Source organism: Candidatus Palauibacter sp. (assembly GCF_965222475.1).
Lineage (GTDB): Bacteria > Gemmatimonadota > Gemmatimonadetes > Palauibacterales > Palauibacteraceae > Palauibacter.
Window position 1 is genome coordinate 413,700 of sequence record NZ_CBDCUB010000008.1, and the last position, 23,635, is coordinate 437,334.

Genomic DNA, 23,635 nt, shown 5'->3' on the forward strand with positions numbered 1-23,635 from the left:
TCTCGGCCGACCGAGTTGACGGCCGGTTGAGAGCCGGGCGTTAGAGTTGGCCGGGTCCTAGCCTAGTTCTTGTCCGTTTTCTGTCGTCGGAGGGGCTCAATGCTGCGGGGGATTCGGTGTTTGTTGGGGCCGGGAAGGCGGTCTTGGGCGTAAATGGGCCGATGAGTACGGGCTTTCCGCCGTAGCGGCCGCCAAAGTGGCGTTTTCTCCAGTATCGGGGGATGCGAAGCCAGCCGGTTCGGCCGAACCGGGACAGGCGGGTTCCGCGGAAGCGGCCCGTTGCCGGTTCAGGCCGGTTTCAGCTTCAACTTGCGACGCGCGATCACCCACAGATTGTGCGTGACGACGGCCGACCAGACGTAGGCCCGGAAGTGTTCCAGCCCGCGCCAGTTGCGGCGGCCGAGGCCGAAGCAGCGCTTGAGGTACGAGACCACGGCCTCCATTCCGGCCCGGAAGTTCCTCAGCCGCCCGTAGACCCTCGGGGACGAGGCCATGTCCGTGGTCTTGAGGCCCTTCCTCTTGTGGAAGACCACGTCGCGCACTCCCAGCGCCTTCGCATCCGCCAGATTGTCCTTGCTGGCGTAGCCCCCGTCAAACGCCACCTGGTCCGGTGCCGATCCGTAGATCGCGGCGTGCCGCTCGATCATCGGCAGACAGCGCGAACTGTCCGCCGGATTGCCCGCTTCGACCACGGCATCGAACACCAGACCGCTCGCACCGCTGCCCAGGTTCACCTTGTGTCCGTACTGAACCCGGCGCCCGCCTTTGCGGATGATGTCGGTGTGGGGCTCGAACAGGCTCACCACCTTCTCCTCCGCGGGCACCGTCTCGCCATTCAGCACCCGCCGTACCGTCTGGCGGACGACCGCCCCGGCCAGGTCCCGGTAGTGTGCGACCTGCGCGCGCCAGTCCTCCAGCCACGGCTCTTCGCGGCCCTCGACCGCCGCCAGGGCACCATCGGCGTACCGAAGCGTCCGCCGCACAACCGCCAGCAACTCGCGGTACAGCTTGACCTTACGCTTCATCCGCGCCTTGGGGATCTTCCACTTCCTCCGCTTCGCCGCCCGGCGGTGGTCGTGGAAGAGGAAGGCATCGGGTCCCAGCTTCTCGCGGCCCCGGGCCAGCAGCCGGGACAGCACGCGCACCGCGTCGTACAGCAGCTGGCTGTCGCTCGGATCCAGGATATGGGTCTCGGTCACGGTGCTGTCGATGCGCACCTTGCGGCCCGCCTCGATCTTGTCGTCGCGTGCCCCGCCCAGCAGGACCCGGTTGATCCGCTCCCACACCTCGGCCCGGACGGTCCCGATGCAGCGTTGCAGCGCCGAGCGCTTCGGGGGCCGCAGCGGATCGACGCGCGTGAACCGCCTCGCCGAGGCGGAGTCGACCAGCACGAACTCCAGTTCCCGGTAGTCCGACTGCCACAGATGCTTCAGGATCCCGCAGCGCAGAATCACCTCGCAGGGCAAGCCGCGCCGGCCCGCGGACGACACGACCCCGCGGTCCACGTCCGCGGCGATCCACTCCGGAAACTCCGGGTGTTCGTCCAGAAGCCTCGACATCAGGCCCAGCGCCCGCCCCATGTCGTGATCAGGATATCCGGCATCGAAAAGACTCCGCTGCGGTGCCCGTTTCGCACGCATCGGCAACTCCCCCCGGCGTCGGCACAAACCCTTGTCGTATGACTAAAGATAACCGCTTGCCCGACCCCATTCCACCCGATCCACCGTCCTCCCGCCCTCGTTTCGTCAATGGTGACAACGACTTAAGAGTTAATGGACGGGAACTAGCCTAGGGCTGGTCGGTTTCTGGGTGGTATTTGCCTCTTGCGCGGTCATCCCGGCCCTGCGAGAATCCCCGCCCCATGCCTGCCGAGCAGGCAACCGAACGCCCCGTTGACACGTCGATGAAACTTGCTGTTTTCTTGAGGGGTATCGTATGCTACTCCGATGGTGGCCCCTCGAACCCGAACGAGACCGGAGGGCCGCCATACCGTCGAAAGGGAGGGAGACCATGTTGCAGCTAACCGTGGCCGTTGTCGTCGAGCCCGACGGTGACGGATTCCTCGCCTACTGCCCGGCGTTCAAGGGCTTGCTCATGGACGGAAACACCGCGGAAGAGGCGCTTCGCCGCCTCAGCGATGGGTTGACCGTGTACCTGGACTCTCTGGAGCGGCGCGGCGATCCCATCCCGGTCGGGCCCGACTGCGCGATCAAGGTCATCCAGCCACCCGCCGAGTCGGCCGGGGCCGTCCCGGTCTCGACGAGGATCGACATCCCATGTCCCGCATACGCGACCGCGTAGTATGGGATCAGCTGAAATCGGTTACCGCCAAGCGCTTGATCAGGGCGCTCAAGAAGGACGGATGGGTAGAGGAGGATAAGACGGATGGGTAGAGGAGGATAAGAGGGGAGCGACTCGCGCTTTCTCGAAGTCCACGGCGAACGGCCACGGGGACGAGAGGAAACGAATCGTTATCCACTACCACCCCAAGAAAACCTACCGCCCGGGGCTCCTGAAGATGCTGATCGCAGAAACGGGATGGACACCCGACGACCTCAAGCGTCTCAAGTTGATCAAGCAATTGCCCAAAGCTGATCAGTCGAAGGGCGAGACGTCCGGTAGCTAACCGAGGCGTCCTGAGCATACCAGAAGTGATACCGGGCGCGTTCGTAAGCTGCTATCGTGTTGAACAATAGGAGCTTGCAAGATCGGATAAACGGACACCATCCGTTTACGCGTCTTGGCGGCCCCGCTCCGTTTGGTCCGTCCCGCGGCCCAACAGGAGGTTCTCCGAGAACTCCATGCGCTCTTCGATCCTGCGCGACAATTCGCACGAAGTGTCGAAGCCGGGGAACCTCCTCGCGAGTTCGCGAGACAAGTTTGACATAAGTCACCTTCGCGGAACACCTTCACCGGCCGCGCGTACCGTGCAGGTCAGCGGTACATGGCACTGGAGAGGTGGCAGAACGGCAATGCACCGGTCTCGAAAACCGGCGCCCTCACGGGCTTGGGGGTTCGAATCCCCCCCTCTCCGCTAGCAGATAACACCGTAAGATATTCTACTGCAATGAGTTACGGATATAACTCATCCGTAGCGTCCTACGCGGTGTCCCACACTAAAGGGGCCGAACATCATGGAAGTTTCTCTCGCCGTGCTTGCCGACTACGTCGTCGTCTCGCACGACCAGAAGCTGAGCATCCTCGGAATCTTCAATAACATCAACGGCCGCCAAGCTCCTGGAACGTTTCCCAACTGCTTCATCGTCATCGTAATGGAGCTTGCGGCTGTCGAAACAAACCGGGAGCACGAGGTCGAGATTCGGTGCATGGATGCCGATGGAGCGCCGGTGTTCGATGCGACCGGGAAGTTTGTGGCGTCGAACGTGACCACCGGGAACGCAATACGCGCAAACCATGTGATGCAGCTCGGCCCGCATGTCCAACTGCCGAGATTTGGAGACTATTCGATCTCCATCATCATCAACAACGACCTCAAGAAGGAAGTCTCGTTCAGTTTCATGCAGGTGCAGCCCCCTGAGCCTCCGCAACTTCCTGCGTCTTGATGGGTGATGAGAAACTGCGTAGCAAGCTGGCGCGTACCACCCAGGGCTGCCGCGAGCGCGAGCTCCACCGCCTGTATACAAGCTACGGATTCGAGAAGAAGGAGGGAGGAAGGCATACGATCTTCAAGCATCCGAGCTACCCTCATCTCATAGGGATCGTTGCACGACATCGCCGCCTGAACCGACTTTACGTCACCGACGCCTTGAAGCTGCTGGACCTGCTGGATACGTTGGAGGGCGAGGAGGAACAATGTTGAAGACACTAAATTATTACATGACACTGCCTTACACGATCAACGTCGTGTACGAGAGATCCGGTAAGGCTCCTCCCTACGTGGCCAGGATTCTGGAATTGCCTGGTTGCATAGCTCAAGGTAGAAGCCATAACGAGGCAGTTCGAGAACTGCGCGAGGCTCAGGCCCTTTTCATCGAAGCCATGCTCGAAAGCCACGTTCCTATCCCGGAACCTGCGTACACTTCGGAGGCCACCGTGACGAAGGTCACGTGCGCCTTTTCGATCCCCGAGAGCCACCTCACTACGTCGCCTCCCGCCACGTCGCGACTGGTTCCCGTCTGACCCTCCCGGGGGGGGGGGGGGGGGGGGGGGCTAGAAGCCGCGTTAGCTACCGAAGCGAGGCCGCGGCCTTGAGTCTCCGCGCCCGCTCGGTGCCGTAACGCCGGATCCGCTTTGCGTTGCACTCATCCGAACAGGTCGTGCGATCGCTGCGATAGCGGAGCGGGATCGGTCCGTCGCAGATGTCACAGAACCGTTCGGCCAGAAACGTCGGCGGGTTCGCGCGCCATTCGGCCAACAGGTCGGCCCGAGAGACGCCGGCGAACGGGCGGAAGGACCCCGTTAGCACCCGGATCAACATCTCCGGGGTGACCTCCTCGACGACGCAGAGACCGACCTCGCCCGTCCGCCCGGCACCGGCCCTCCGATCGCGCATGTAGTAGCGGAGGTACTCGCGGCGGCGCTCGGGATCGGCGTACGGCAGCTTCGCCTCGCTCTACGCGGTGATCCTCAGCGTGAACGTGAGCCGGAAGTTCGACGCCGGAGACTGCAACTGGGACCCCACCCCCCCGCCCTGCGGGGCGTCGTAGAGCAGCTGCTCGAAGTACCGGCGACCCTCGCCACGGCCCCACCGGTCCGCCGCCCGCTGGAGGGCAGGCTCGAGGTCGGTCCGTACGCTGCGCTCGAACTCCCGTTCGATGGTCTGAACGAACCGGCCCCGGTGGACGAATCCGGCGTAGCGGACCCGGTTCACGATCGCGCCACCGCCCGTCCGCTTCTCCGCTTCCCAACTGCGGCGAAGTAGTCCGGTCCGGACCGGCGTCGCCCTCTTGAGCCTCGGAACAGTCTTCGACCGGAACGTGTCATACGTCGGTTCACCCCACGCCGTGATCGTGCTCGTGGGCTCACCGGGCGGCGAATCCTCGCCGCGCCAGACCTCGAAGACGAGCTTCGCGGTCAGCGCCACGATTCAGCCCTCGAAGCCCGCGAGACGGGAGGCCCGGCCCGCCGTTCCCTCGCCGCCGCCCAGGAGCTCCGGAGGGACGTCGCAGGCGGCCAGAACGGCCCTTCTGTGCTCGACGAACAGCTTCACCAGGCCCTCGGGGGGATTCGCGCCGAGGCGCTGCGGCCGCCAGTCCTCCGACCGCGCGCCGCCCGCCTCGGCGTCGTTCCAGTTCCGCCGCTGGCTCTCGGCCACGAGCACGCGGCCCGCGAGGTCCTTGATCGCGGTCTTCAGATCGCCGAGCGCGTCGCGACCGTTCGGCCAGAGCGCGACGGCCGCCGACCATGCCCGTGCGCCGCCGGCATCGAGTCCGACCACCGGATCGCCCTCACGGTCCTCTACGTCGCGCCCCTCTACAACCAGCCAGTGTTCGGCCGGGAGAAGAGGAGAGGCCGACACGTCGACGATCTGGTTGAGCCTGTACGCGCGGTAGGACCGCTCGAGGGCGTGATCCTTCCTGGCGGCGTCACGTTCGCGGAGGACCGTGCGGCGGAGAGTAGCGGAGACGTTGAGGAGCGGGTTGCACTTCCGCACCGTGTTCCACGAGTCCCACGGCTCGTCGGGGTCCGCCGCGAGTACCTTCACGTACACCCCGGGACCGGATCCCCTGCCCAGCAGCTTCGGCCACCAGTTGCCCGGATCCGTCGGCGCCCTCGTCCCGATCGCGAGCACCTTCTGCCCGGGGAGTTTCCCCAGCGATTCGGTCACGGCCCGCCACAGCAGTGTTCCGTTCCGCTCGTCCAGGCTGCCGGGCTCGTCCAGGCTGCCGGGCTCGTCCATGACTACGAAAGGTGTTCGAATCGTCAGGTGACTTGGTAGGGGACCCGATCCTCGGATCCCGCGGCCGCGAACCCCGCCAGCCGCAGCCGGCACGACTCGCACGCCCCGCACGCCGCGCCCGACGCGTCGGGGTCGTAGCAACTCCGCGTGATCCCGTAGTCGACGCCCAGATCGAGTCCACGCCGAATGATCTGCGCCTTGGTCAGGTCGATGAGGGGGGCGTGGATCCGGAAAGGGCGGCCTTCCTGGACACCTGCCCGGGTGCCGCAACGCGCGAGTCTCTCGAACGCCTCGATGAATTCGGGGCGGCAGTCGGGATACCCGCCATAGTCGACGGCGTTGACCCCGATGAAGATGTCGGAAGACTCGAGAACCTCCGCCCAGGCGAGCGCGAACGACAGGAAGATCGTGTTTCTCGCCGGGACGTAGGTCACCGGGATACCCTCGGAAGCGGCGGATGCGCCCGAATCCTTCGGCACCTCCAGGTCCCCGGTGAGCGCGGAGCCGCCGAACGTCCGGAGGTCGATCTCGGTGACCAGGTGCTCGATTCCGCCCACCGCTTTGGCCACGCGGCAAGCGGCGTCGACCTCGATCTCGTGCCTCTGGCCATACCGAAGGGTCAGCGCGTAGGGCCGATATCCCTGTTCGATGGCGATGGCCAGGGCGGTCGCCGAGTCGAGTCCGCCGCTCAGAAGGACCACGGCTTTCCTTCCCATCATACACCTCTTCAATACGGATTGGACTTCGCGGCTGACCCTGGTGAGCCACTTGTAACGTGTCTTCGCACCACCCGGCAACGCGTGGTAACGTAGGGCCGGAAGCGGATCGCGGCCGACGCCGGGCACCCCGAGGAAACGAGAACGTGGGCAAGGCAGGAGACGAGATGAAGGGGCCACCGCCCGGCAGGGAGGACGCTCTGGTCATCGTTGACGTGCAGAACGATTTCCTCCCGGGGGGCGCGCTCGCCGTCTCCGAGGGGGACGCCGTGATTCCGCCCCTCAACGAAGCGATCCGCACGTTCGCGGAGGCGGGCCTTCCGGTCTTCGCCACGCGGGACTGGCACCCCGCGGATCACTGCTCGTTCGTCGATCGGGGCGGGATCTGGCCGCCGCATAGTGTCGCCGGGACCCACGGCGCGGCGTTCGCGAAGGCGCTGAAGCTCCCCGCCTCGGCGGCGATCATCTCGAAGGCGGCGGGTTCGGATGCGGATGTCTATTCGGGGTTCGCGGGGACGGACCTCGCGCAACGACTGTCGGAGGAGGGTGTTGCACGCGTCTTCGTGGGCGGGCTGGCGACCGACTATTGCGTACTCAACACCGTGCTCGACGCCCTCAAGGAGGGCTTTGACGTGATCGTGCTCGAAGATGCCGTGCGCGCCGTGGAGGTGGAGTCCGGCGATGGGGCCCGCGCGATCACGCGCATGCGGGACGCGGGGGCGGACTTCGCGCTCACGCGAGCGGCTCTCGGCGGGTGATGGAAGCCGTGGAAGCAGCCGGGGCCGGCCGAATCGAGCCGCGAAGGGATCCGGGCGATAGCGTCCTGCTCACCGACCTCTACCAGCTCACGATGCTGAAGGCGTACTGGGAGCACGGCATGAACGAGGTCGCGGTGTGCGACCTGTTCGTCCGGCGGCTCCCTCCGCAGCGCAACTTTCTCCTCGCCGCCGGGCTGGCCCCGGCGCTCGACTATCTGGAGGGGTTGCGCTTCGAGCCCAACGAACTGGAATGGCTCGAGGGACAGCCCGGGTTTCCGGCCGCGTTCGTCCACTGGCTCGCCGATCTGCGCTTTCGGGGGGACGTGGAAGCGATGCCCGAAGGCACCGTCTTCTTCCCCGAGGAGCCCGTGCTGCGCGTGACCGCGCCGCTCCCGCAGGCGCAACTCGTGGAGACCCGGCTGATCTCGCTCATCAACTTCTCGTCGCTGATCGCGTCCAAGGCGGTGCGTTTCGCATTGGCCGTGCCGGGGACGGTCCTGGTGGATTTCGGCCTGCGGCGGGCGCACGGCTCGGAGGCCGGGCTGCTCGCCGCGCGCTCGGCGTACCTCGCGGGCTTCGACGGCACGGCGACCGTCGCCGCCGGGCAGCGCTGGGGGATCCCGACGTACGGCACCATGGCACACTCGTACGTCCAGGCGCACGACAGCGAGGCGGAGGCGTTCCTTCGCTTCGCGCGGGCGCATCCCGACAACGCGGTTCTCCTCATCGACACCTGCGACACCGAGGCCGGCGCGGCGACCGTCGTCCGCCTCGCCCCGCGGCTCCGAGCGGAAGGCATCGAGATCGCCGGGGTGCGCCTCGACTCCGGCGACCTCGCCGCGCACGCGCACCGGGTGCGCCGGATCCTGGACGAGGGCGGTTGCCCCGAGGTCCGCATCTTCGCGAGCAGTTCCCTCGACGAGTACGACGTTGCCCGGCTGGTCCGGGCCCCGATCGACGGCTTCGGGGTAGGGAGCGCGCTCACCGTGTCCACGGACGCTCCCACGCTCGACAGCGTCTACAAGCTCCAGGAGTACGCGGGCCGCCCGCGCCGCAAGCGTTCCGAGGGGAAGGCGACGTGGCCGGGGCGGAAACAGGTGTTCAGGCGGTACGCCGACGGCCTCCTGTCGGGCGATGTCCTCGCGCTCGACGAGGAAGATCCGGGCGGGGAGCCGCTTCTGCGACCGGTCATGCGTGCGGGGAAACGGGTCGCCCCCGATCCGACGCTGGACGAAATCCGCGAACGCGTCCGGTCCTCCTGCGCGTCGCTCCCGGAGGAGCTTCGCTCACTCGAGCCGGCCGGAACCGTGTATCGGGTGGAGCCCTCGGCCGGCGTCCGGGCCCTGGCCGCGGAGGCGGACCTCCTGTTCGGCGCGGGCGACCCGCCTTGAAATCTCTGAACCGTTTCCTCGACCGCCGCGGGTTGTCTCCCATGTGGCGGCGTCTCGCGCTGGGGCTCTTTCTGCTCGGCTGCGGCGGGACGGCCGCGGAGCTCCTGCTCGAGCACTTCGAGGACCCATGGCAGTGGACGCCGATCGTCCTCCTGGGGCTGGGTATCGTGGCGGGCGCCCTGCTCGCGCTCCGTGCCACGCGGGGGCGGCTTCGCGTGTTTCAGCTCCTGATGGGGTTGTATCTGTGCGCGGGCGGTCTCGGCGTATACCTCCATCTGAAGTCGAACATGGAGTTCGAGATGGAGATGAACCCTGCCGCGGGCGGCTTCGACCTGATCATGAAGGTGTTCATGGGCGCCATGCCGGCTCTGGCGCCCGGGCAGATGATGCAGATGGGCTTGCTCGGCCTTCTCGTCGCCTTGGGCCGCCCGGCCCTCGCACGCCCGGAATCATTGGACAAAGGGGAATAGAAATGGAATCCAGGGCTCACTTCGGTATCGCGGGCGCCATGCTCGTCGCCTCGTTCGTGGCCGTGGTCCCCGCACACGCACGGGTGAGGGAGAATCTCGGCCTCGTGAACCCGAATCTCGCGACCGAGCAGCAGCTTGCCGGCGTGCCCGGGCTCGACGCGGACGCGGTCGCCGCGATCATGGAAGCGCGTCCCTTCCTGCGGATGGCCGACCTGCACACCGTGGTGGCCGGGCACGTCCCGGGGGAGGGGCATGAGTCCGTTTATCGCGCCATGTTCGTGCCCATCGACCTCAACGATGTGTCGGACGAGGAGATCCTGCTCATTCCGGGGGTCGGCAACCGCATGCTCCACGAGTTCGAGGAATACCGCCCGTACGTCGCCCTCCCCCAGTTCCACCGCGAGATCGGGAAGTATGTGGACGATGACGAACTCGCGCGGCTCGCCCAGTACGTCTACGTCCGGATCGACCTCAACACGGCGACCGAGGAGGCGATCCTCGGCATCCCGGGCGTGGGGGCGCGAATGCAGCACGAATTCGAGGAATACCGCCCCTATGCGTCGATGGCGCAGTTCCGGCGCGAAATCGGAAAATACGTGGACGAAGACGAGGTGGAGCGCCTCGCCCGCTACGTCGAGATCCGCTGACGGGTTTCCGCGCCTGAAGGTCTCCCAGCCCATGTCCCGGGGGATCTTGAACCGCCCGCCGTTGTTCCAACTTGAACGGGCGACGCTTCGGCGCTAGGATATACTCGCATCGACCTCTCAAATAGTCGTCGGGGAGAGGTGATGCGGGGTTCCCCCAACCGGCATGTACCGGGGTGGAGGGGTGGAAGCGCGCGACTGGCCGTTGTCGCGGTCGGCGCGCCATGGGGAAGCGGAAAACGGGCATGGCGGGTTCGGAGACTGGCCCCACGCGGGGTCCGTTGACGGCGGGACATACCATTCTCTCCGCGGATGCGGACTACGCAGTCGGAGGCACGCGCAGGAGGGGTGTGTCCCTCGGACTCGCGCTTCGCGGCTTTTCCCGATTTGTCGCGACTTCCCTGGCGTCCGCGGCCCTCGTCGGAGCTTCCCCCACCCCAGTCACGGCGCAGGAAGCGCCCCAACGCCTGGACCTGAACGGCCCTGGTCTCGAGGCTGCCTCCGCGTTCCTTCTCCCCGAGGTTGACTTTGAGACGGGCGGCTCCTCGCCGACCGATGTCCCCGAGCGGAAGCTCTCCGCCAGGCCGAATCCACCCGCAACTGGTGAACTGCGCATCGGTGCCTACGGCACGCACAGCTGGGAGGACTCTGTCCGAGTGGGGGCGTCCGCGACGGTCTACACCGACAGCATCAAGGATGCGGATGGGCTCGATCATGTGGAGTGGGAGTACCAGTGGATACGCGTGCTCGATGGGGGCGGGCAGGTCGAAATCGCCGAAGCGATCCGCTCCTGGTACTACGTGGGCGAGAGCGACCTCGGTCATCGCCTGAAGGTCCGCGTCACCTTCCAGGACGATGAGGGCAATTGGGAAAGGCTGGAGAGCAATCTCTCGGGCGTAGTGGGTCCGATGGCGCCGGGAGAGTATGCCTATGTGTCGCTGGAGGTCGACCGGGACACGGCGGAGGTGGGCGAGTGGGTGACGTTCACGATCCGGCGGCGGGGCGAGATGCAGAAGCAGATTCGGGGCGACATCAACGTCCGGGGCATCGAGTCGGACATCACGGGCTGGAACTTGTACGCCTTCGTCTTCAGGACCCCGCAACAACTCACCCGTGAGTGGAGACTCCAGGTAGAGGCCGAACCCAACGACGCGCATACGCCGGGGCGGACGGTCACGGCCCTGCTCCGGGGCGTGTTCGAGGACCACGCCGTGGCGGACACGTCGGCGGTGAGCGTGGTCGTGGTGCCGGCGGGTACGCGGAACCGAGGCGACGTGGGGCCTCCCGATGTGGAGAGCGCCACGGTCGATGGCTCGACGCTCGTTATCAGGTACAACGAGGCGCTGGACCATACGTCGGAGCCCGGGACGAGCGCCTATAGCGTCCGCATCAACGGCGGGAGCGGGACCAACCCGACCAGCTTCGATCTGAACGGCCGGACGGTGACTCTGACGCTCGGTACTGCCGTGGCGAACGGCGATCAGGTCACGGTCAGCTACACGGCGCCATCCACTGGTGCGATCCGGGACGAGGCAGAGAACAGGGCGGCGGATCTGACGAACTACCCGGTGACGAACAACACGGCCGCGTCCAACCCCGTCATCGATGCACCCGCAACCCTCAGCCTGGCGGAAGGCGTCGGCACGTACAGCTACAGCGTCTCGCTCTCCCGGGCGCTGAGCCAGAACGTGACGGTGAACGTCTCCGCCCGGGCCGGAACGGCGACGGCCGGGGACTTCCAGGTTGCGGCGGGAACTCTGACGATCACTGCCGGACAGACAACGTCCGGCACGCACCCCATCACGATCTCCGATGATGACATCGCTGAGGGGAACGAGACCTTCAGCCTCGTCCTGAGCAACGCGTCTTCGCCCGCGATCATCGGGAACGACGAGACGGTCGTGACGATCGTCGAGGACGATGCGCGCGGCCTCTTCCCCAGCCTCAGGTCGGTGACGGTCCCGGAGGACGGGACGGAGACGTATACGCTGGTGCTGGAGTCGGAGCCGACGGCCCCGGTGACGGTGAAGGCGTCGCGGACGGGAGACTCCGACGTCACGGTGACGCAGGGCGCGTCGCTCACATTCACGACGGACAACTGGTTCCAGCCGCAGACGGTGACGCTGAGCGCGGCGGCAGACGCGGACAGCGCCAACGGTACGGCGACGATCACGCACACGATGTCGGGAGGGGACTACGGCCCTAACAACGTCAGCGCCACCGTGACGGCGACCGAGGCGGACACCAGCGAAGAAAACGATGGTAACATCATATCGACGGTAGTGACTCTGAGTCTCAGCCAGACGGAAGTGGGGGAGGGTGACGGCCAGACGACGATCACCGTGACGGGCCGGTTCGACGGCGACGCAATGACGACGCCCAAGACGGTGACCGGGAGCGTGGGCGCGAGCGGCGATGGCGCGGTCGCAGGCACCGACTACGGCACGTCGGGCGGGTTCACCTTCCAGATCCCGGCCGGGACGACGGAGGGGAGCGGGACGTTCACGATCACGCCGACCGACGACGACTTCGATGAGGCGAATGAGTCGGTCACGGTAGCTGGATCCCTGACGGGGCTGACGGTGAATCCGGCCACACTGACGATCGTCGACAACGATACACGCGGTCTGCTTGCGAACCGGAGCCGGGTGGAGGTCCCCGAGGGCGAGACCGCGACGTACACGCTGGTGCTGGAGTCGGAGCCGACGGCGACGGTGACGGTGACGGCAACGCGGACGGGCGACTCCGACATCGCGGTGACGGGCGGCGCGTCGCTGACGTTCACGGCGAACGACTGGTACCTGCCGAAGACGGTGACGCTGAGTGCGGCGCACGACGCGGACGACGCGGACGGCACGGCGACGATCACCCACACCGCGTCGGGCGTCGACTACGGCGGCCTCACGACGAGCGTCACGGCGGTCGAGCGGGACGGGATGGACGCACCGACGAAGGTGGCGCTGAGCCTGAACCCCGCTCAGGTGGGCGAGTCGGACGGCCTAACGACGGTCACCGTGACAGGCCAACTCGATGGCGCGGCGCTGGAGACGCCGACGACGGTGACGGTAACCGTGGGCGCGAGCGGGGATGGCGCGACTGTGGGGACCGACTACGGCACGTCGGGCGGGTTCACCTTCCAGATCCCGGCCGGGACGACGGAGGGGAGCGGGACGTTCACGATCGCGCCGACCGACGACGACTTCGATGAGGCGAATGAGTCGGTGACGGTATCAGCGACGGTGACGGGGACGGGGCTGACGGTGGACGGTGCCACGCTGACGATCGTCGACGACGACCGGCGCGGCCTCTTTGCGAGCCGGAGCAGGGTGGAGGTTCCGGAAGGCGCGACGGCGACGTACACGCTGGTACTGGAGTCGGAGCCGACGGCGACGGTGACGGCGACGGCCACGCGGACGGGGGATTCGGAGATCACGGTGACGGGCGGCGCGACGCTGACGTTCACGGCGAACGACTGGTATGTGCCGCAGACGGTGACGCTGAGCGCGGCGCACGACGAAGACGACGCGGACGGCACGGCGACGATCACCCACACGACCTCGGGCGGCGACTACGGCGGTGTTACGACGAGCGTCACGGCGGTCGAGCGGGACGGGATGGACGTCCCGACGAAGGTGGCGCTGAGCCTGAACCCCGCTCAGGTGGGCGAGTCGGACGGCCTAACGACGGTCACCGTGACAGGCCAACTCGATGGCGCGGCGCTGGAGACGCCGACGACGGTGACGGTAACCGTGGGCGCGAGCGGGGATGGCGCGACTGTGGGCACCGACTACGGCACGTCGGGCGGGTTCACCTTCCAGATCCCGGCCGGGACGACGGAGGGGAGCGGGACGTTCACGATCGCGCCGACCGACGACGACTTCGATGAGGCGAATGAGTCGGTGACGGTATCAGCGACGGTGACGGGGACGGGGCTGACGGTGGACGGTGCCACGCTGACGATCGTCGACGACGACCGGCGCGGCCTCTTTGCGAGCCGGAGCAGGGTGGAGGTTCCGGAAGGCGCGACGGCGACGTACACGCTGGTACTGGAGTCGGAGCCGACGGCGACGGTGACGGCGACGGCCACGCGGACGGGGGATTCGGACATCACGGTGACGGGCGGTGCATCGCTGACGTTCACGGCGAACAACTGGTATCTGCCGCAGACGGTGACGCTGAGCGCGGCGCACGACGAAGACGACGCGGACGGCACGGCGACGATCACGCACACGACCTCGGGCGGCGACTACGGCGGTGTTACGACGAGCGTCACGGCGGTCGAGCGGGACGGGATGGACGCACCGACGAAGGTGGCGCTGAGCCTGAACCCCGCTCAGGTGGGCGAGTCGGACGGCCTAACGACGGTCACCGTGACAGGCCAACTCGATGGCGCGGCGCTGGAGACGCCGACGACGGTGACGGTGAGCGTGGGGGCGAGCGGCGACGGCGCGGAGGCGGGGACCGACTATGGGACGTCGGGCGGGTTCACCTTCCAGATCCCGGCGGGCGCGACGACCGGGAGCGGCACGTTCAACATCACGCCGACGCACGACGACTTCGACGAGGGGAACGAGTCGGTGACGGTGTCCGGCTCGGCGGCGGGACTGTCGGTCGACGGTGCCACGCTGACGATCGTGGACGACGACAGGCGCGGGCTCTTCCCCAGTCCCCGGACGGTGACGGTGCCGGAGGGCGAGACAGCGACGTACACGCTGGTACTGGAGTCGGAGCCGACGGCCACGGTGACGGCGACGGCGACGCGGACCGGCGACGAGGACATCACGGTGACGGGCGGCGCCACGCTCACGTTCACGGCGAACGACTGGTACATCCCGCAGACGGTGACGCTGAGCGCCGCGGTGGACGCGGACAGCCTCGACGGCACGGCGACGATCACGCATACGACCTCGGGCGGCGACTACGACGGCGTCACGACGAGCGTCACCGCCGTCGAGCGGGACGGGATGGACGTCCCGACGAAGGTGGCGCTGAGCCTGAACCCCGCTCAGGTGGGCGAGTCGGACGGCCTAACGACGGTGACGGTGATGGGCCGTCTCGACGGCGCGGCGCTGTCGTCGCCGACGACGGTGACGGTGAGCGTGGGGGCGAGCGGCGACGGCGCGGAGGCGGGGACCGACTACGGGACGTCGGGCGGGTTCACCTTCCAGATCCCGGCGGGCGCGACGACCGGGAGCGGCACGTTCAACATCACGCCGACGGACGACGACCTCGCTGAGGGAGATGAGTCGGTGACGGTGTCGGGCTCGGCGGCGGGACTGTCGGTCAACGGGGCCACGCTGACGATCGTCGACGACGACCATCGCGGCCTGCTTGCGAGCCGGAGCACGGTGGAGGTTCCGGAAGGCGCGACGGCGACGTACACGCTGGTACTGGAGTCGGAGCCGACGGCCACGGTGACGGTGACGGCGTCGCGGACCGGCGACGAGGACATCACGGTGACGGGCGGCGCCACGCTCACGTTCACGGCGAACGACTGGTATGTGCCGCAGACGGTGACGCTGAGCGCCGCGGTGGACGCGGACAGCCTCGACGGCACGGCGACGATCACGCACGCGGCGTCGGGCGGCGACTACGACGGCGTCACGACGAGCGTGACGGCGATCGAGCAGGACAAGATGGGTGCGTCGACGAAGGTGACGCTGAGCCTGAGTCCGGACCAGATGGGAGAGGGTGACGGTCAGACGACGGTCACGGTGACGGGCCGTCTCGACGGCGCGGCGCTGTCGTCGCCGACGACGGTGACGGTGAGCGTGGGGGCGAGCGGCGACGGCGCGGAGGCGGGGACCGACTACGGGACGGTGGCCGGGTTCACCTTCCAGATCCCGGCGGGCGCGACGACCGGGAGCGGCACGTTCAACATCACGCCGACGGACGACGACCTCGCTGAGGGAGATGAGTCGGTGACGGTGTCGGGCTCGGCGGCGGGACTGTCGGTCGACGGTGCCACGCTGACGATCGTCGACGACGACAGGCGCGGGCTCTTCCCCAGTCCCCGGACGGTGACGGTGCCGGAGGGCGAGACAGCGACGTACACGCTGGTGCTGGAATCGGAGCCGACGGCCACGGTGACGGTGACGGCGTCGCGGACCGGCGACGAGGACATCACGGTGACGGGCGGCGCCACGCTCACGTTCACGGCGAACGACTGGTATGTGCCGCAGACGGTGACGCTGAGCGCCGCGGTGGACGCGGACAGCCTCGACGGCACGGCGACGATCACGCACGCGGCGTCGGGCGGCGACTACGACGGCGTCACGACGAGCGTGACGGCGATCGAGCAGGACAAGATGGGTGCGTCGACGAAGGTTACGCTGAGCCTGAGTCCGGACCAGATGGGAGAGGGTGACGGTCAGACGACGGTCACGGTGACGGGCTGGCTCGACGGCGCGGCGCTGTCGTCGCCGACAACGGTGACGGTGAGCGTGGGGGCGAGCGGCGACGGCGCGGAGGCGGGGACCGACTACGGGACGGTGGCCGGGTTCACCTTCCAGATCCCGGCCGGGACGACGGAGGGGAGCGGGACGTTCACGATCGCGCCGACCGACGACGACTTCGATGAGGCGAATGAGTCGGTGACGGTATCAGCGACGGTGACGGGGACGGGGCTGACGGTGGACGGTGCCACGCTGACGATCGTCGACGACGACCGGCGCGGCCTCTTTGCGAGCCGGAGCAGGGTGGAGGTTCCGGAAGGCGCGACGGCGACGTACACGCTGGTGCTGGAGTCGGAGCCGACGGCGACGGTGACGGTGACGGCGTCGCGGACGGGGGATTCGGACATCACGGTGACGGGCGGTGCATCGCTGACGTTCACGGCGAACGACTGGTACATCCCGCAGACGGTGACGCTGAGCGCCGCGGTGGACGCGGACAGCCTCGACGGCACGGCGACGATCACCCACACGGCGTCGGGCGGCGACTACGACGGCGTCACGACGAGCGTGACGGCGATCGAGCAGGACAAGATGGGTGCGTCGACGAAGGTTACGCTGAGCCTGAGTCCGGACCAGATGGGAGAGGGTGACGGTCAGACGACGGTCACGGTGACGGGCTGGCTCGACGGCGCGGCGCTGTCGTCGCCGACGACGGTGACGGTGAGCGTGGGGGCGAGCGGCGACGGCGCGGAGGCGGGGACCGACTACGGGACGGTGGCCGGGTTCACCTTCCAGATCCCGGCGGGCGCGACGACCGGGAGCGGCACGTTCAACATCACGCCGACGGACGACGACGTCGCTGAGGGAGATGAGTCGGTGACGGTGTCGGGCTCGGCGGCGGGACTCACAGTCGACGGGGCCACGCTTACGATCGTGGACGACGACAGGCGCGGGCTCTTCCCCAGTCCCCGGACGGTGACGGTGCCGGCGGGCGAAACGGCGACGTACACCCTGGTGTTGGAGTCGAAGCCGACCGCGACCGTGACGGTGACGGCGACGCGGACCGGCGACGAGGACATCACGGTGACGGGTGGTGATACGCTGACGTTCACGGCGAACGACTGGTATGTGCCGCAGACGGTGACGCTGAGCGCAGCGCACGACGAAGACGACGAACACGGCACCGCGACGATCACACACACGGCCTCCGGCGGCGACTACGACGGCCTCACCGCGACCGTCACGGCGGTCGAGAAGGACGACGAAGGTGCGTGGACGCTGGAGTTCCGGTCGGACGGCTCCACGGTGAGTTCCGTCTCTGAGGGGGCGGGCAGCGTGGAGATCGTCGTGTCGCGCGGCGGGGCCCCATCCGAGCCGATGGTGGTCACCCTCTCCGGTGAAGGTTCTGCGGAGAGCGGATCCGACTGGGAGCTCGAGAGCACCACGATCACGCTCCCCGCCGGGAGCACCGAGACGACGGCGCAGATGACGATCCTCGACGACGCTCGTCTCGAGGATTCGGAGACGGTGACAGTCCGGGCCAGCGTGGACGACAGCGAGGTCGCCTCGGGTGCCCTGGAGATCCTCGACGACGACATGGCGACGATCGCGCTCGTCACCGAGACCCCGACCGTCGAGGAAGGCAGTTCGGTGACGGTGTCGGTGGTCGTCGAGCCGACGGGTGCCGGGTGCGTCATCCCCTTCGACATCATGCCGTCGATCGCGGTCCAGGACAGCGGCGGCGCGGTCTCGTCCACGGTTCCGACGACCGTGATGATTCCGGCGTGCGAGGCCCGGGCCACGTTCAGCTTCGACACGGAGGATGATGACGAGGCGACGGGTGACCGTCTCGTAGTGCTCACGGCGGCCGTGAGCGAAGACAATCGCATCTCGGGCGGGACGCTGACGGTCCGGGTCACGGACAACGACAACTCCCCGGCGGAAGGGGCCCCGACGATCACCGGCATCCCGCAGGTCGACGAGACGCTCACGGCGCACACGGACGGGATCAGCGACGCGGACGGCCTGACGGAAGTCGCGTGGCGGTATCAGTGGCTGCGCGTCTCGGGCGGCTCGGAACCCCAGATCTCGGGTGCCACCGAACTGACCTACCTCGTGCAGGAGGCAGACGTCGGGAGCCGGTTGAAGGTTCGGGTGGACTTCGAGGACGACACCGGCAACGCGGAGAGTCTGGCGAGCGCGCCCACCGACGAGGTGAGGGCGAAGCCGGTCACGCCGGTGGTGACGGTCGAGGCGCTTGAGACCACTGTGACCGAGGGCGAGGCGGCGCGCTTCGCGGTTCGGGCTGCCCCGGCCGCCGAGAGTGCGCTCACCGTGATCGTGGGCGTGATTGGAACGAACGACGTCCTCGCGGGCACCCCCGGTCCGACCGTGACGATCGAGGCCGGGCAGGACAGCGCCATCCTGATGGTGGCAACCGAGGATGACGACGTCGACGAGGGGATCGTGGCCGGCATGGTCACGGCGGAGATCCTCGCGGGTGCGGGATACGAACTCGGGACGCCCGCTTCGGCGACCGTGACGGTGCAGGACGACGATGAGGTGGTGCCGCTCGACCTGAGCGGGTGGCTGGCCCGCGTCGGTCGTACGACGTCGGACCAGGTCGTCGAGACCGTGCGCGGGCGCATGACGCGCGGGCCGGGGGGAACCCGGATGGTGATCGGCGGCTGGGACCTGGAAGGCCTGGGGGACCACTACTCGATCAAGCCCTCCGATCGCCTGGCCATGTGGTCACGCGGCGAGCGGCCGCTCGGGCGATGGCCGAACGGCGAGACGACGCTGCGCGATCTGTTCGGCCGCTCGTCGTTCTCCGCGTCCGGGCAGCTGGAGGGCGGTGACGGCTACTGGTCCGTGTGGGGTCGCGGCGCGAGGACCCACTTCAGCGGCGGCGTGGGCGATGCCTCGGTAGACGGCGAAATGAACGGTTTCATGGGCGGCTTCGACCTTGCGCGGGGCCGGTGGCTGGGCGGCGTCGTTCTGTCGCACAACCGCGCCGACGGAACGCTGGGCGAAGCGGGGCCGCGGAGCCGCGAGGTCGGGACGATCCTCACGGGCGTGTATCCGTGGGCCCGGTATTCGGTCACGGACCAGTTGTCCGTGTGGGCGATGCTGGGCTACGCGGGCGGCAGCCTCTCCCTGGACGGGGGCTCCGACTCCGACCCGAACGCGAACCTCGCCATGGCCGCTCTCGGCTGGCGCGGCGACGTGGTCGGGACGAGCGGCGAGGACGGCTTCGCGTTGGCCTTGACTTCGGACGCGGTGATGTCGCGGACCACCGGCGGCGATGAGACGATCGGAGATCACGAGGGCACCGCGAACCGGGCGCGAATGCTGGTGGAAGGGTCGCACGGCTTCCGGGTCGGCAGCGCAACGCTCGAGCCCCTCGCGGAGGTCGGCGTGCGGGGAGACATGGGTGACGCGGAGACGGGTGCCGGGATGGAGATGGGCGGCGGCCTGAGCGTCACGATCCCGTCGCTGGGCCTGACCCTGCAGGGACGCGCGCGCGGGCTCGTGGCGCACGAGGACGACACCTACAGGGAATGGGGCGGCTCGGCCGTGCTCCGCGTCCAGCCCGACCCCTCGGGGCGCGGCCTCTCGCTCCGCGTCGCCCCGGCCTGGGGCTATGCGGACGGCGGCGCGGCCAGGCTCTTCGAGCGCCGCGACATGAGCGGCATCGCCTCGGGCCGCGCCATGGGACTCAGCGCGGCCGGGCGCATGGAGGCTGAGGTCGGCTACGGGGTGCCGCTCGGCGGCCTCATCGCGATGCCCTACGGCGGCCTCATGGGAGAGGCCCGGCGTGTGGGTCTGGCGCTACGGACGGAGTCCCTCTTCGACCTGAGGTTCGAGGGATTGGACGGCTACGGCCGGCGCGCCCTGCGCCTCGCCGCGGGTCTCGAGGCGGGCGGGCTCACGCTGAGCCTCGAAGGCACCCACGGCCCGAACGGCGGCGAGGCGACCCTCAGCCTCTGGAGCCGGTTCTGGGAGGACTAAGCCCCTGGCTCGGGGAGAAATCGAGCGTGAGTGGGGCCGCCCCATCGGCGGTCACGGAAACGCGTCCCGACACGGTCCCCAGCGTGGGGTGCCAGGCTTCGATCTCGTAGTCGCCCGCCGGAAGCATCGGGAGGGTGAAAGCCCCGTCCTCACCCGTGATGTCGAAGAACTCGTGCTCGAGGACGTGGATCGAAGCGGTCATCCAGCCGTGGATGTCGCAGCGCACTGGAATCCCGATCTCGGGTGTCTCGAACGAGCGTGTGCTCTGAATCCCCCGGAGGGGCTGGCCGAGGTTGAATCCCGCGTTGGAGGCGGGGACGACCCGGACGTTGTGCAGCGTCGCGTCGCTGTTGCGGATGACGAGAGGCTGGCCCACGCGCACGGCCACCGACCCCGGCGTATACAGGCACCCGGTCTGGTCGAGCAGCGCCTCGGCCTCCGGCGCCGCACCCGACGCGGGCGCGTTGACGACCCGCACGAGGACGTCCGCCAGGCCGCCGCCCGAGCCGACGCGCACGGGCCGGTCCATCACAGCCTCGTCGTACTGTTCCCGGCAGTAGGCGTCGGCGGACATGTCGATCGCCGCTCCGGCCGGTGGCTCCCCCGTGAAGCGCACCTGCCCCTCGGCGAGCAGGATGCGGCCCGTGATCATCGCGGGCTTCGTCGCCGCCGAGGTGTCGCGTTCACCCACGGTCGAGCCGGTCCCAACGGTGACGATCGCGAGCGAGCACGCCAGAACCGGACCCTTCGGCCAGCTACCAGCCATCGAACAGACCCCCATCGAACCAGTCCCATAGGAGATAGGCGAGGAACTGTGTGCTCCTCGCGTCGGAATCGGTCAGCGGGAGCCGTACCCCGACGTTGAGCATCACGTGCTGCCGCGTGTTGAGCGTCACCTGCATCTGAGGGACCAGGTCCCACTGCGACCGCGAACCCTCGGCCAGACCCGCGCTCCCCAGCACTTCGATCATCGGGGACCACGAGCGGCCGAACTCACCGCTCGTGAACGTGCGTCCGAGGACCGCCCGCCAGAACCCTTCGGTCGTCTCGCCGAGGAACTCCGCCCCCGCCTGCAGATGGAAGAAACCGTCCCCCGGGAGGATCTGCCCCAGCGCCAGGAACGGTTCGAGCCGGAATTCGCCTTCTCCGATGCCCCGCTCTTCGTCGCCGGTCGGGAGCTTGAGTTCGGTCCCGAAGCTGAAGATCGTCGCCAGGTTGTGCACCAGCGCGCGCTTGTAACCGACCTCGATGTCGCCGAGTCCGACGCCCCAATCCGAAGCCGGGCCCGCGTCACGTCGGACCGGAGCGGTGGGGGACTCGGCGAAGCCGAAGGGGAGCGCGACCTCGATCTGGTTCCGGGAGCCGAAGCGCTTCTCGTACAGGAGTTCGTTGATGACCGCGCCGGCGCCCTCCGCGTTCACCCCCGTCGTCCACACCCACTCGTCTTCCGGATACGCCTTCTCCGTGAAGAGAGGCCGGGGGAGGTTGAGCTCGCCGCGCGGCCAGGCGCGGTCCGTGCAGAAGGTCCGGATATGGTCCATGACCGCCTGCAGCTGCTCGTCATCGAACGCCTCCTCGAACGTCGGCATGACATCGCTGAAGCCGCGGATCGGACCGCCGGCCTTTGACACGATGATCCAGTCGGCGTCCGGCTCGCGCGAGGCGAAGCTGCAATCGGTGAGGTCCGGAAGGGGGTCTTCGAAGGCGATCCGGTCGGCGGGGGCGCCCCGGCCATCCGATCCGTGACAGCTCGCGCAGCCGGCCTCGTAGAGGGCCATCCCGTCCGGGACGGCCTGCGGGGTCTGGGAGGCCTCCAGCGATTGCGGAACCGGCAGCAGCGCCGACACGATGAAGAGGAGAGCGGCCGGATGGAGACTCGGTTGAGCGTCGGCTGCGCGCAAAGTCTGCGGCTCCTCCGGTGGGGGTTCGAACCTCGACGCCGGGCCGCAATCCGGGCCCGGGTCACGGAAGCTCTGTCAATACGGATAACGGTTATCGAGAGCAAGTCGTTGCGGCCGAACCCGCAACGCCGAGGAGGTCACATGAAGTCCACTCGTCTCTCCCTGGGGTTCGCGCTCGCCGTGTGCGCCACCGCCCCCTTCGTCGCCGCCTGCCAACAGGCGCCGGGGGCCGGCGTCACGGCCTTCGTCGACGTCACCGTCATCCCGATGGATTCCGAGCGGGTCCTGCCCGGGCACACGGTCGTCGTGCGCGGCGACAGGATCGTCGCCGTCGGATCGTCAGCGTCGGTCGAGGTGCCGGACGGCGCAAACCGGATCGACGGATCCGGGAAGTACCTCCTGCCGGGGTTGTCCGAGATGCACGGCCACACGCCCGGCGGGAACGCGAGCGATGAGTTCCGGGAGCAGGTGATGTTCCTCTACGCCGCGAACGGGGTGACGACGGTGCGCGGGATGCTGGGCCTTCCCGGCGATCTCGACCTGAAGGCGCGGACGAACACCGGCGGGGTCTGGGGACCCACGCTCTACCTCGCGGGTCCGAGCTTCAGCGGCGGCTCCATCAGTTCGGCGGAGCAGGCCGTCGAACGGGTGTGGACGCAGAAGCGGGAAGGGTGGGACCACCTGAAGATCCATCCGGGGCTCACCGTACTGCAGTACGACGCCATGGCCGCCGCGGCCGCGCAGGCAGGCATCCGCTTTGCGGGGCACGTACCGGCCGACGTCGGGATCCGGCACGCGATTCTGATGGGCCAGGAGACGTTCGACCACCTCGATGGCTACATGGAGGACGCCGGGGGCATCCGCGGCCCCATGGACGAGGAGAGGATGGAGCAGCTGTTCGCCATGACCATCGACGCCAGGGCGTGGGTCGTCCCCACCATGGTCCTGTGGGAGGTCGGCGTGATCGGCCTCGGCGACCCCGAAGCGCTCGCGGCCTATCCGGAGATGCGCTACTGGCCCCCGCAGGGCGTCGAGGGCTGGAGTAACCGCCTCTCCGCCATCCAGGCGTCGGACGGCTGGGACGTGGAGCGCGCCCGCCTGCACGCGAGCAACCGGACACAGCTCCTCGGGATGATGAACGAGGCCGGCGTGGGGATCCTGATGGGCACCGATTCGCCGCAGATGTTCAGCGTCCCCGGCTTCTCGATCCACCGCGAGATCGCGGCCATGGCCGAGGCCGGGATGTCCCCCTACGAGATCCTCGTCTCCGGCACCCGCAACGTCGGGGACTACTTCCAGCGCTACGACTCCTTCGGGACCGTGGCCGCCGGCCGGCGCGCCGACCTCATCCTCACGAACTCGAACCCCCTCGACGACGTGGCGAACGTCGCCGACCGCGCGGGCGTCATGGTGCGCGGCGTATGGAAGTCCGAGGAGGAAATCCAGCAGGGGTTGGCCGAGATCGCCGCCAGCTTCGGCAACTGAGAGC

Annotated in this window: 16 protein-coding genes and 1 tRNA gene; 10 read left to right on the forward strand and 7 right to left on the reverse strand. The window is 68.1% G+C overall.

Annotated features, from left to right (window positions below; translation table 11 throughout):
* Positions 1-287 precede the first annotated feature (287 nt).
* Complete coding sequence (locus tag ACOQPP_RS17320; protein WP_420637077.1) at positions 288-1,640, reverse strand: ISNCY family transposase; 1,353 nt, start codon at positions 1,638-1,640, stop codon at positions 288-290.
* 370 nt (positions 1,641-2,010) lie between these two features.
* On the opposite strand from ACOQPP_RS17320, the gene ACOQPP_RS17325 reads away from it, so the two are divergent.
* The 4 genes from ACOQPP_RS17325 (at position 2,011) to ACOQPP_RS17340 (ending at position 3,820) form a co-directional block, all read left to right on the forward strand.
* On the forward strand, positions 2,011-2,301 hold the full coding sequence (locus ACOQPP_RS17325) for a type II toxin-antitoxin system HicB family antitoxin (protein ID WP_420637078.1): 291 nt from the start codon (positions 2,011-2,013) through the stop codon (positions 2,299-2,301).
* A gap of 651 nt (positions 2,302-2,952) precedes the next feature.
* A tRNA-Ser gene (locus tag ACOQPP_RS17330) sits at positions 2,953-3,034 on the forward strand.
* A gap of 100 nt (positions 3,035-3,134) precedes the next feature.
* Positions 3,135-3,563: a DUF6941 family protein gene (locus ACOQPP_RS17335; RefSeq protein ID WP_420637079.1), complete on the forward strand. Its 429-nt coding sequence runs from the start codon at positions 3,135-3,137 to the stop codon at positions 3,561-3,563.
* Entirely contained in the window at positions 3,563-3,820 is a 258-nt protein-coding gene (locus ACOQPP_RS17340) for a hypothetical protein (RefSeq protein ID WP_420637080.1), read from the forward strand. The genes ACOQPP_RS17335 and ACOQPP_RS17340 overlap by 1 nt, the downstream gene beginning before the upstream one ends.
* 366 nt (positions 3,821-4,186) lie before the next feature.
* Here the strand turns inward: ACOQPP_RS17340 and ACOQPP_RS17345 are convergent, their stop codons facing one another.
* From ACOQPP_RS17345 to queC, 4 genes are read right to left on the reverse strand one after another with little or no spacing between them, the layout of a single operon-like run.
* On the reverse strand, positions 4,187-4,513 hold the full coding sequence (locus tag ACOQPP_RS17345; protein WP_420637081.1) for a hypothetical protein: 327 nt from the start codon (positions 4,511-4,513) through the stop codon (positions 4,187-4,189).
* Positions 4,514-4,573: 60 nt separating this feature from the next.
* Positions 4,574-5,044 carry a hypothetical protein gene (locus ACOQPP_RS17350; protein ID WP_420637082.1) on the reverse strand — a complete coding sequence of 157 codons (471 nt, stop codon included), beginning with the start codon at positions 5,042-5,044 and terminating at the stop codon, positions 4,574-4,576.
* Between the two features lie 3 nt (positions 5,045-5,047).
* Positions 5,048-5,860 carry a hypothetical protein gene (locus tag ACOQPP_RS17355; protein ID WP_420637083.1) on the reverse strand — a complete coding sequence of 271 codons (813 nt, stop codon included), beginning with the start codon at positions 5,858-5,860 and terminating at the stop codon, positions 5,048-5,050.
* 23 nt (positions 5,861-5,883) lie between these two features.
* Positions 5,884-6,591, reverse strand: coding sequence for a 7-cyano-7-deazaguanine synthase QueC (gene queC, locus ACOQPP_RS17360; protein ID WP_419167525.1), 708 nt, complete (start codon positions 6,589-6,591; stop codon positions 5,884-5,886).
* 152 nt (positions 6,592-6,743) lie between these two features.
* Between queC and ACOQPP_RS17365 the strand changes: the two genes are divergently transcribed.
* The 5 genes from ACOQPP_RS17365 to ACOQPP_RS17385 all read left to right on the forward strand — a co-directional run bounded on the left by ACOQPP_RS17365 (position 6,744) and on the right by ACOQPP_RS17385 (position 20,245).
* Positions 6,744-7,334: an isochorismatase family protein gene (locus ACOQPP_RS17365; protein ID WP_420637084.1), complete on the forward strand. Its 591-nt coding sequence runs from the start codon at positions 6,744-6,746 to the stop codon at positions 7,332-7,334.
* Positions 7,335-7,342: 8 nt separating this feature from the next.
* Positions 7,343-8,725, forward strand: coding sequence for a nicotinate phosphoribosyltransferase (locus ACOQPP_RS17370; protein ID WP_420637085.1), 1,383 nt, complete (start codon positions 7,343-7,345; stop codon positions 8,723-8,725).
* Entirely contained in the window at positions 8,722-9,195 is a 474-nt protein-coding gene (locus tag ACOQPP_RS17375; protein ID WP_420637086.1) for a hypothetical protein, read from the forward strand. Before ACOQPP_RS17370 ends, ACOQPP_RS17375 begins: the two co-directional genes overlap by 4 nt.
* Before the next feature lie 2 nt (positions 9,196-9,197).
* Positions 9,198-9,842: a hypothetical protein gene (locus ACOQPP_RS17380; RefSeq protein ID WP_420637087.1), complete on the forward strand. Its 645-nt coding sequence runs from the start codon at positions 9,198-9,200 to the stop codon at positions 9,840-9,842.
* 653 nt (positions 9,843-10,495) lie between these two features.
* Positions 10,496-20,245 (forward strand): Calx-beta domain-containing protein, encoded by a 9,750-nt coding sequence (locus ACOQPP_RS17385; RefSeq protein WP_420637088.1) that lies wholly within the window; start codon positions 10,496-10,498, stop codon positions 20,243-20,245.
* Here the strand turns inward: ACOQPP_RS17385 and ACOQPP_RS17390 are convergent.
* Together ACOQPP_RS17390 and ACOQPP_RS17395 are read right to left on the reverse strand one after the other, a co-directional pair.
* Positions 20,214-21,011 (reverse strand): carboxypeptidase regulatory-like domain-containing protein, encoded by a 798-nt coding sequence (locus ACOQPP_RS17390; RefSeq protein WP_420637089.1) that lies wholly within the window; start codon positions 21,009-21,011, stop codon positions 20,214-20,216. The two genes, ACOQPP_RS17385 and ACOQPP_RS17390, sit on opposite strands and share 32 nt — an antisense overlap.
* Positions 21,001-22,146: a c-type cytochrome gene (locus tag ACOQPP_RS17395; RefSeq protein ID WP_419167517.1), complete on the reverse strand. Its 1,146-nt coding sequence runs from the start codon at positions 22,144-22,146 to the stop codon at positions 21,001-21,003. The genes ACOQPP_RS17390 and ACOQPP_RS17395 overlap by 11 nt, the downstream gene beginning before the upstream one ends.
* A gap of 141 nt (positions 22,147-22,287) precedes the next feature.
* Here ACOQPP_RS17395 and ACOQPP_RS17400 point away from each other — a divergent pair, with 141 nt between their 5' ends.
* Positions 22,288-23,631, forward strand: coding sequence for an amidohydrolase family protein (locus ACOQPP_RS17400; RefSeq protein ID WP_419167516.1), 1,344 nt, complete (start codon positions 22,288-22,290; stop codon positions 23,629-23,631).
* Positions 23,632-23,635: the final 4 nt, after the last annotated feature.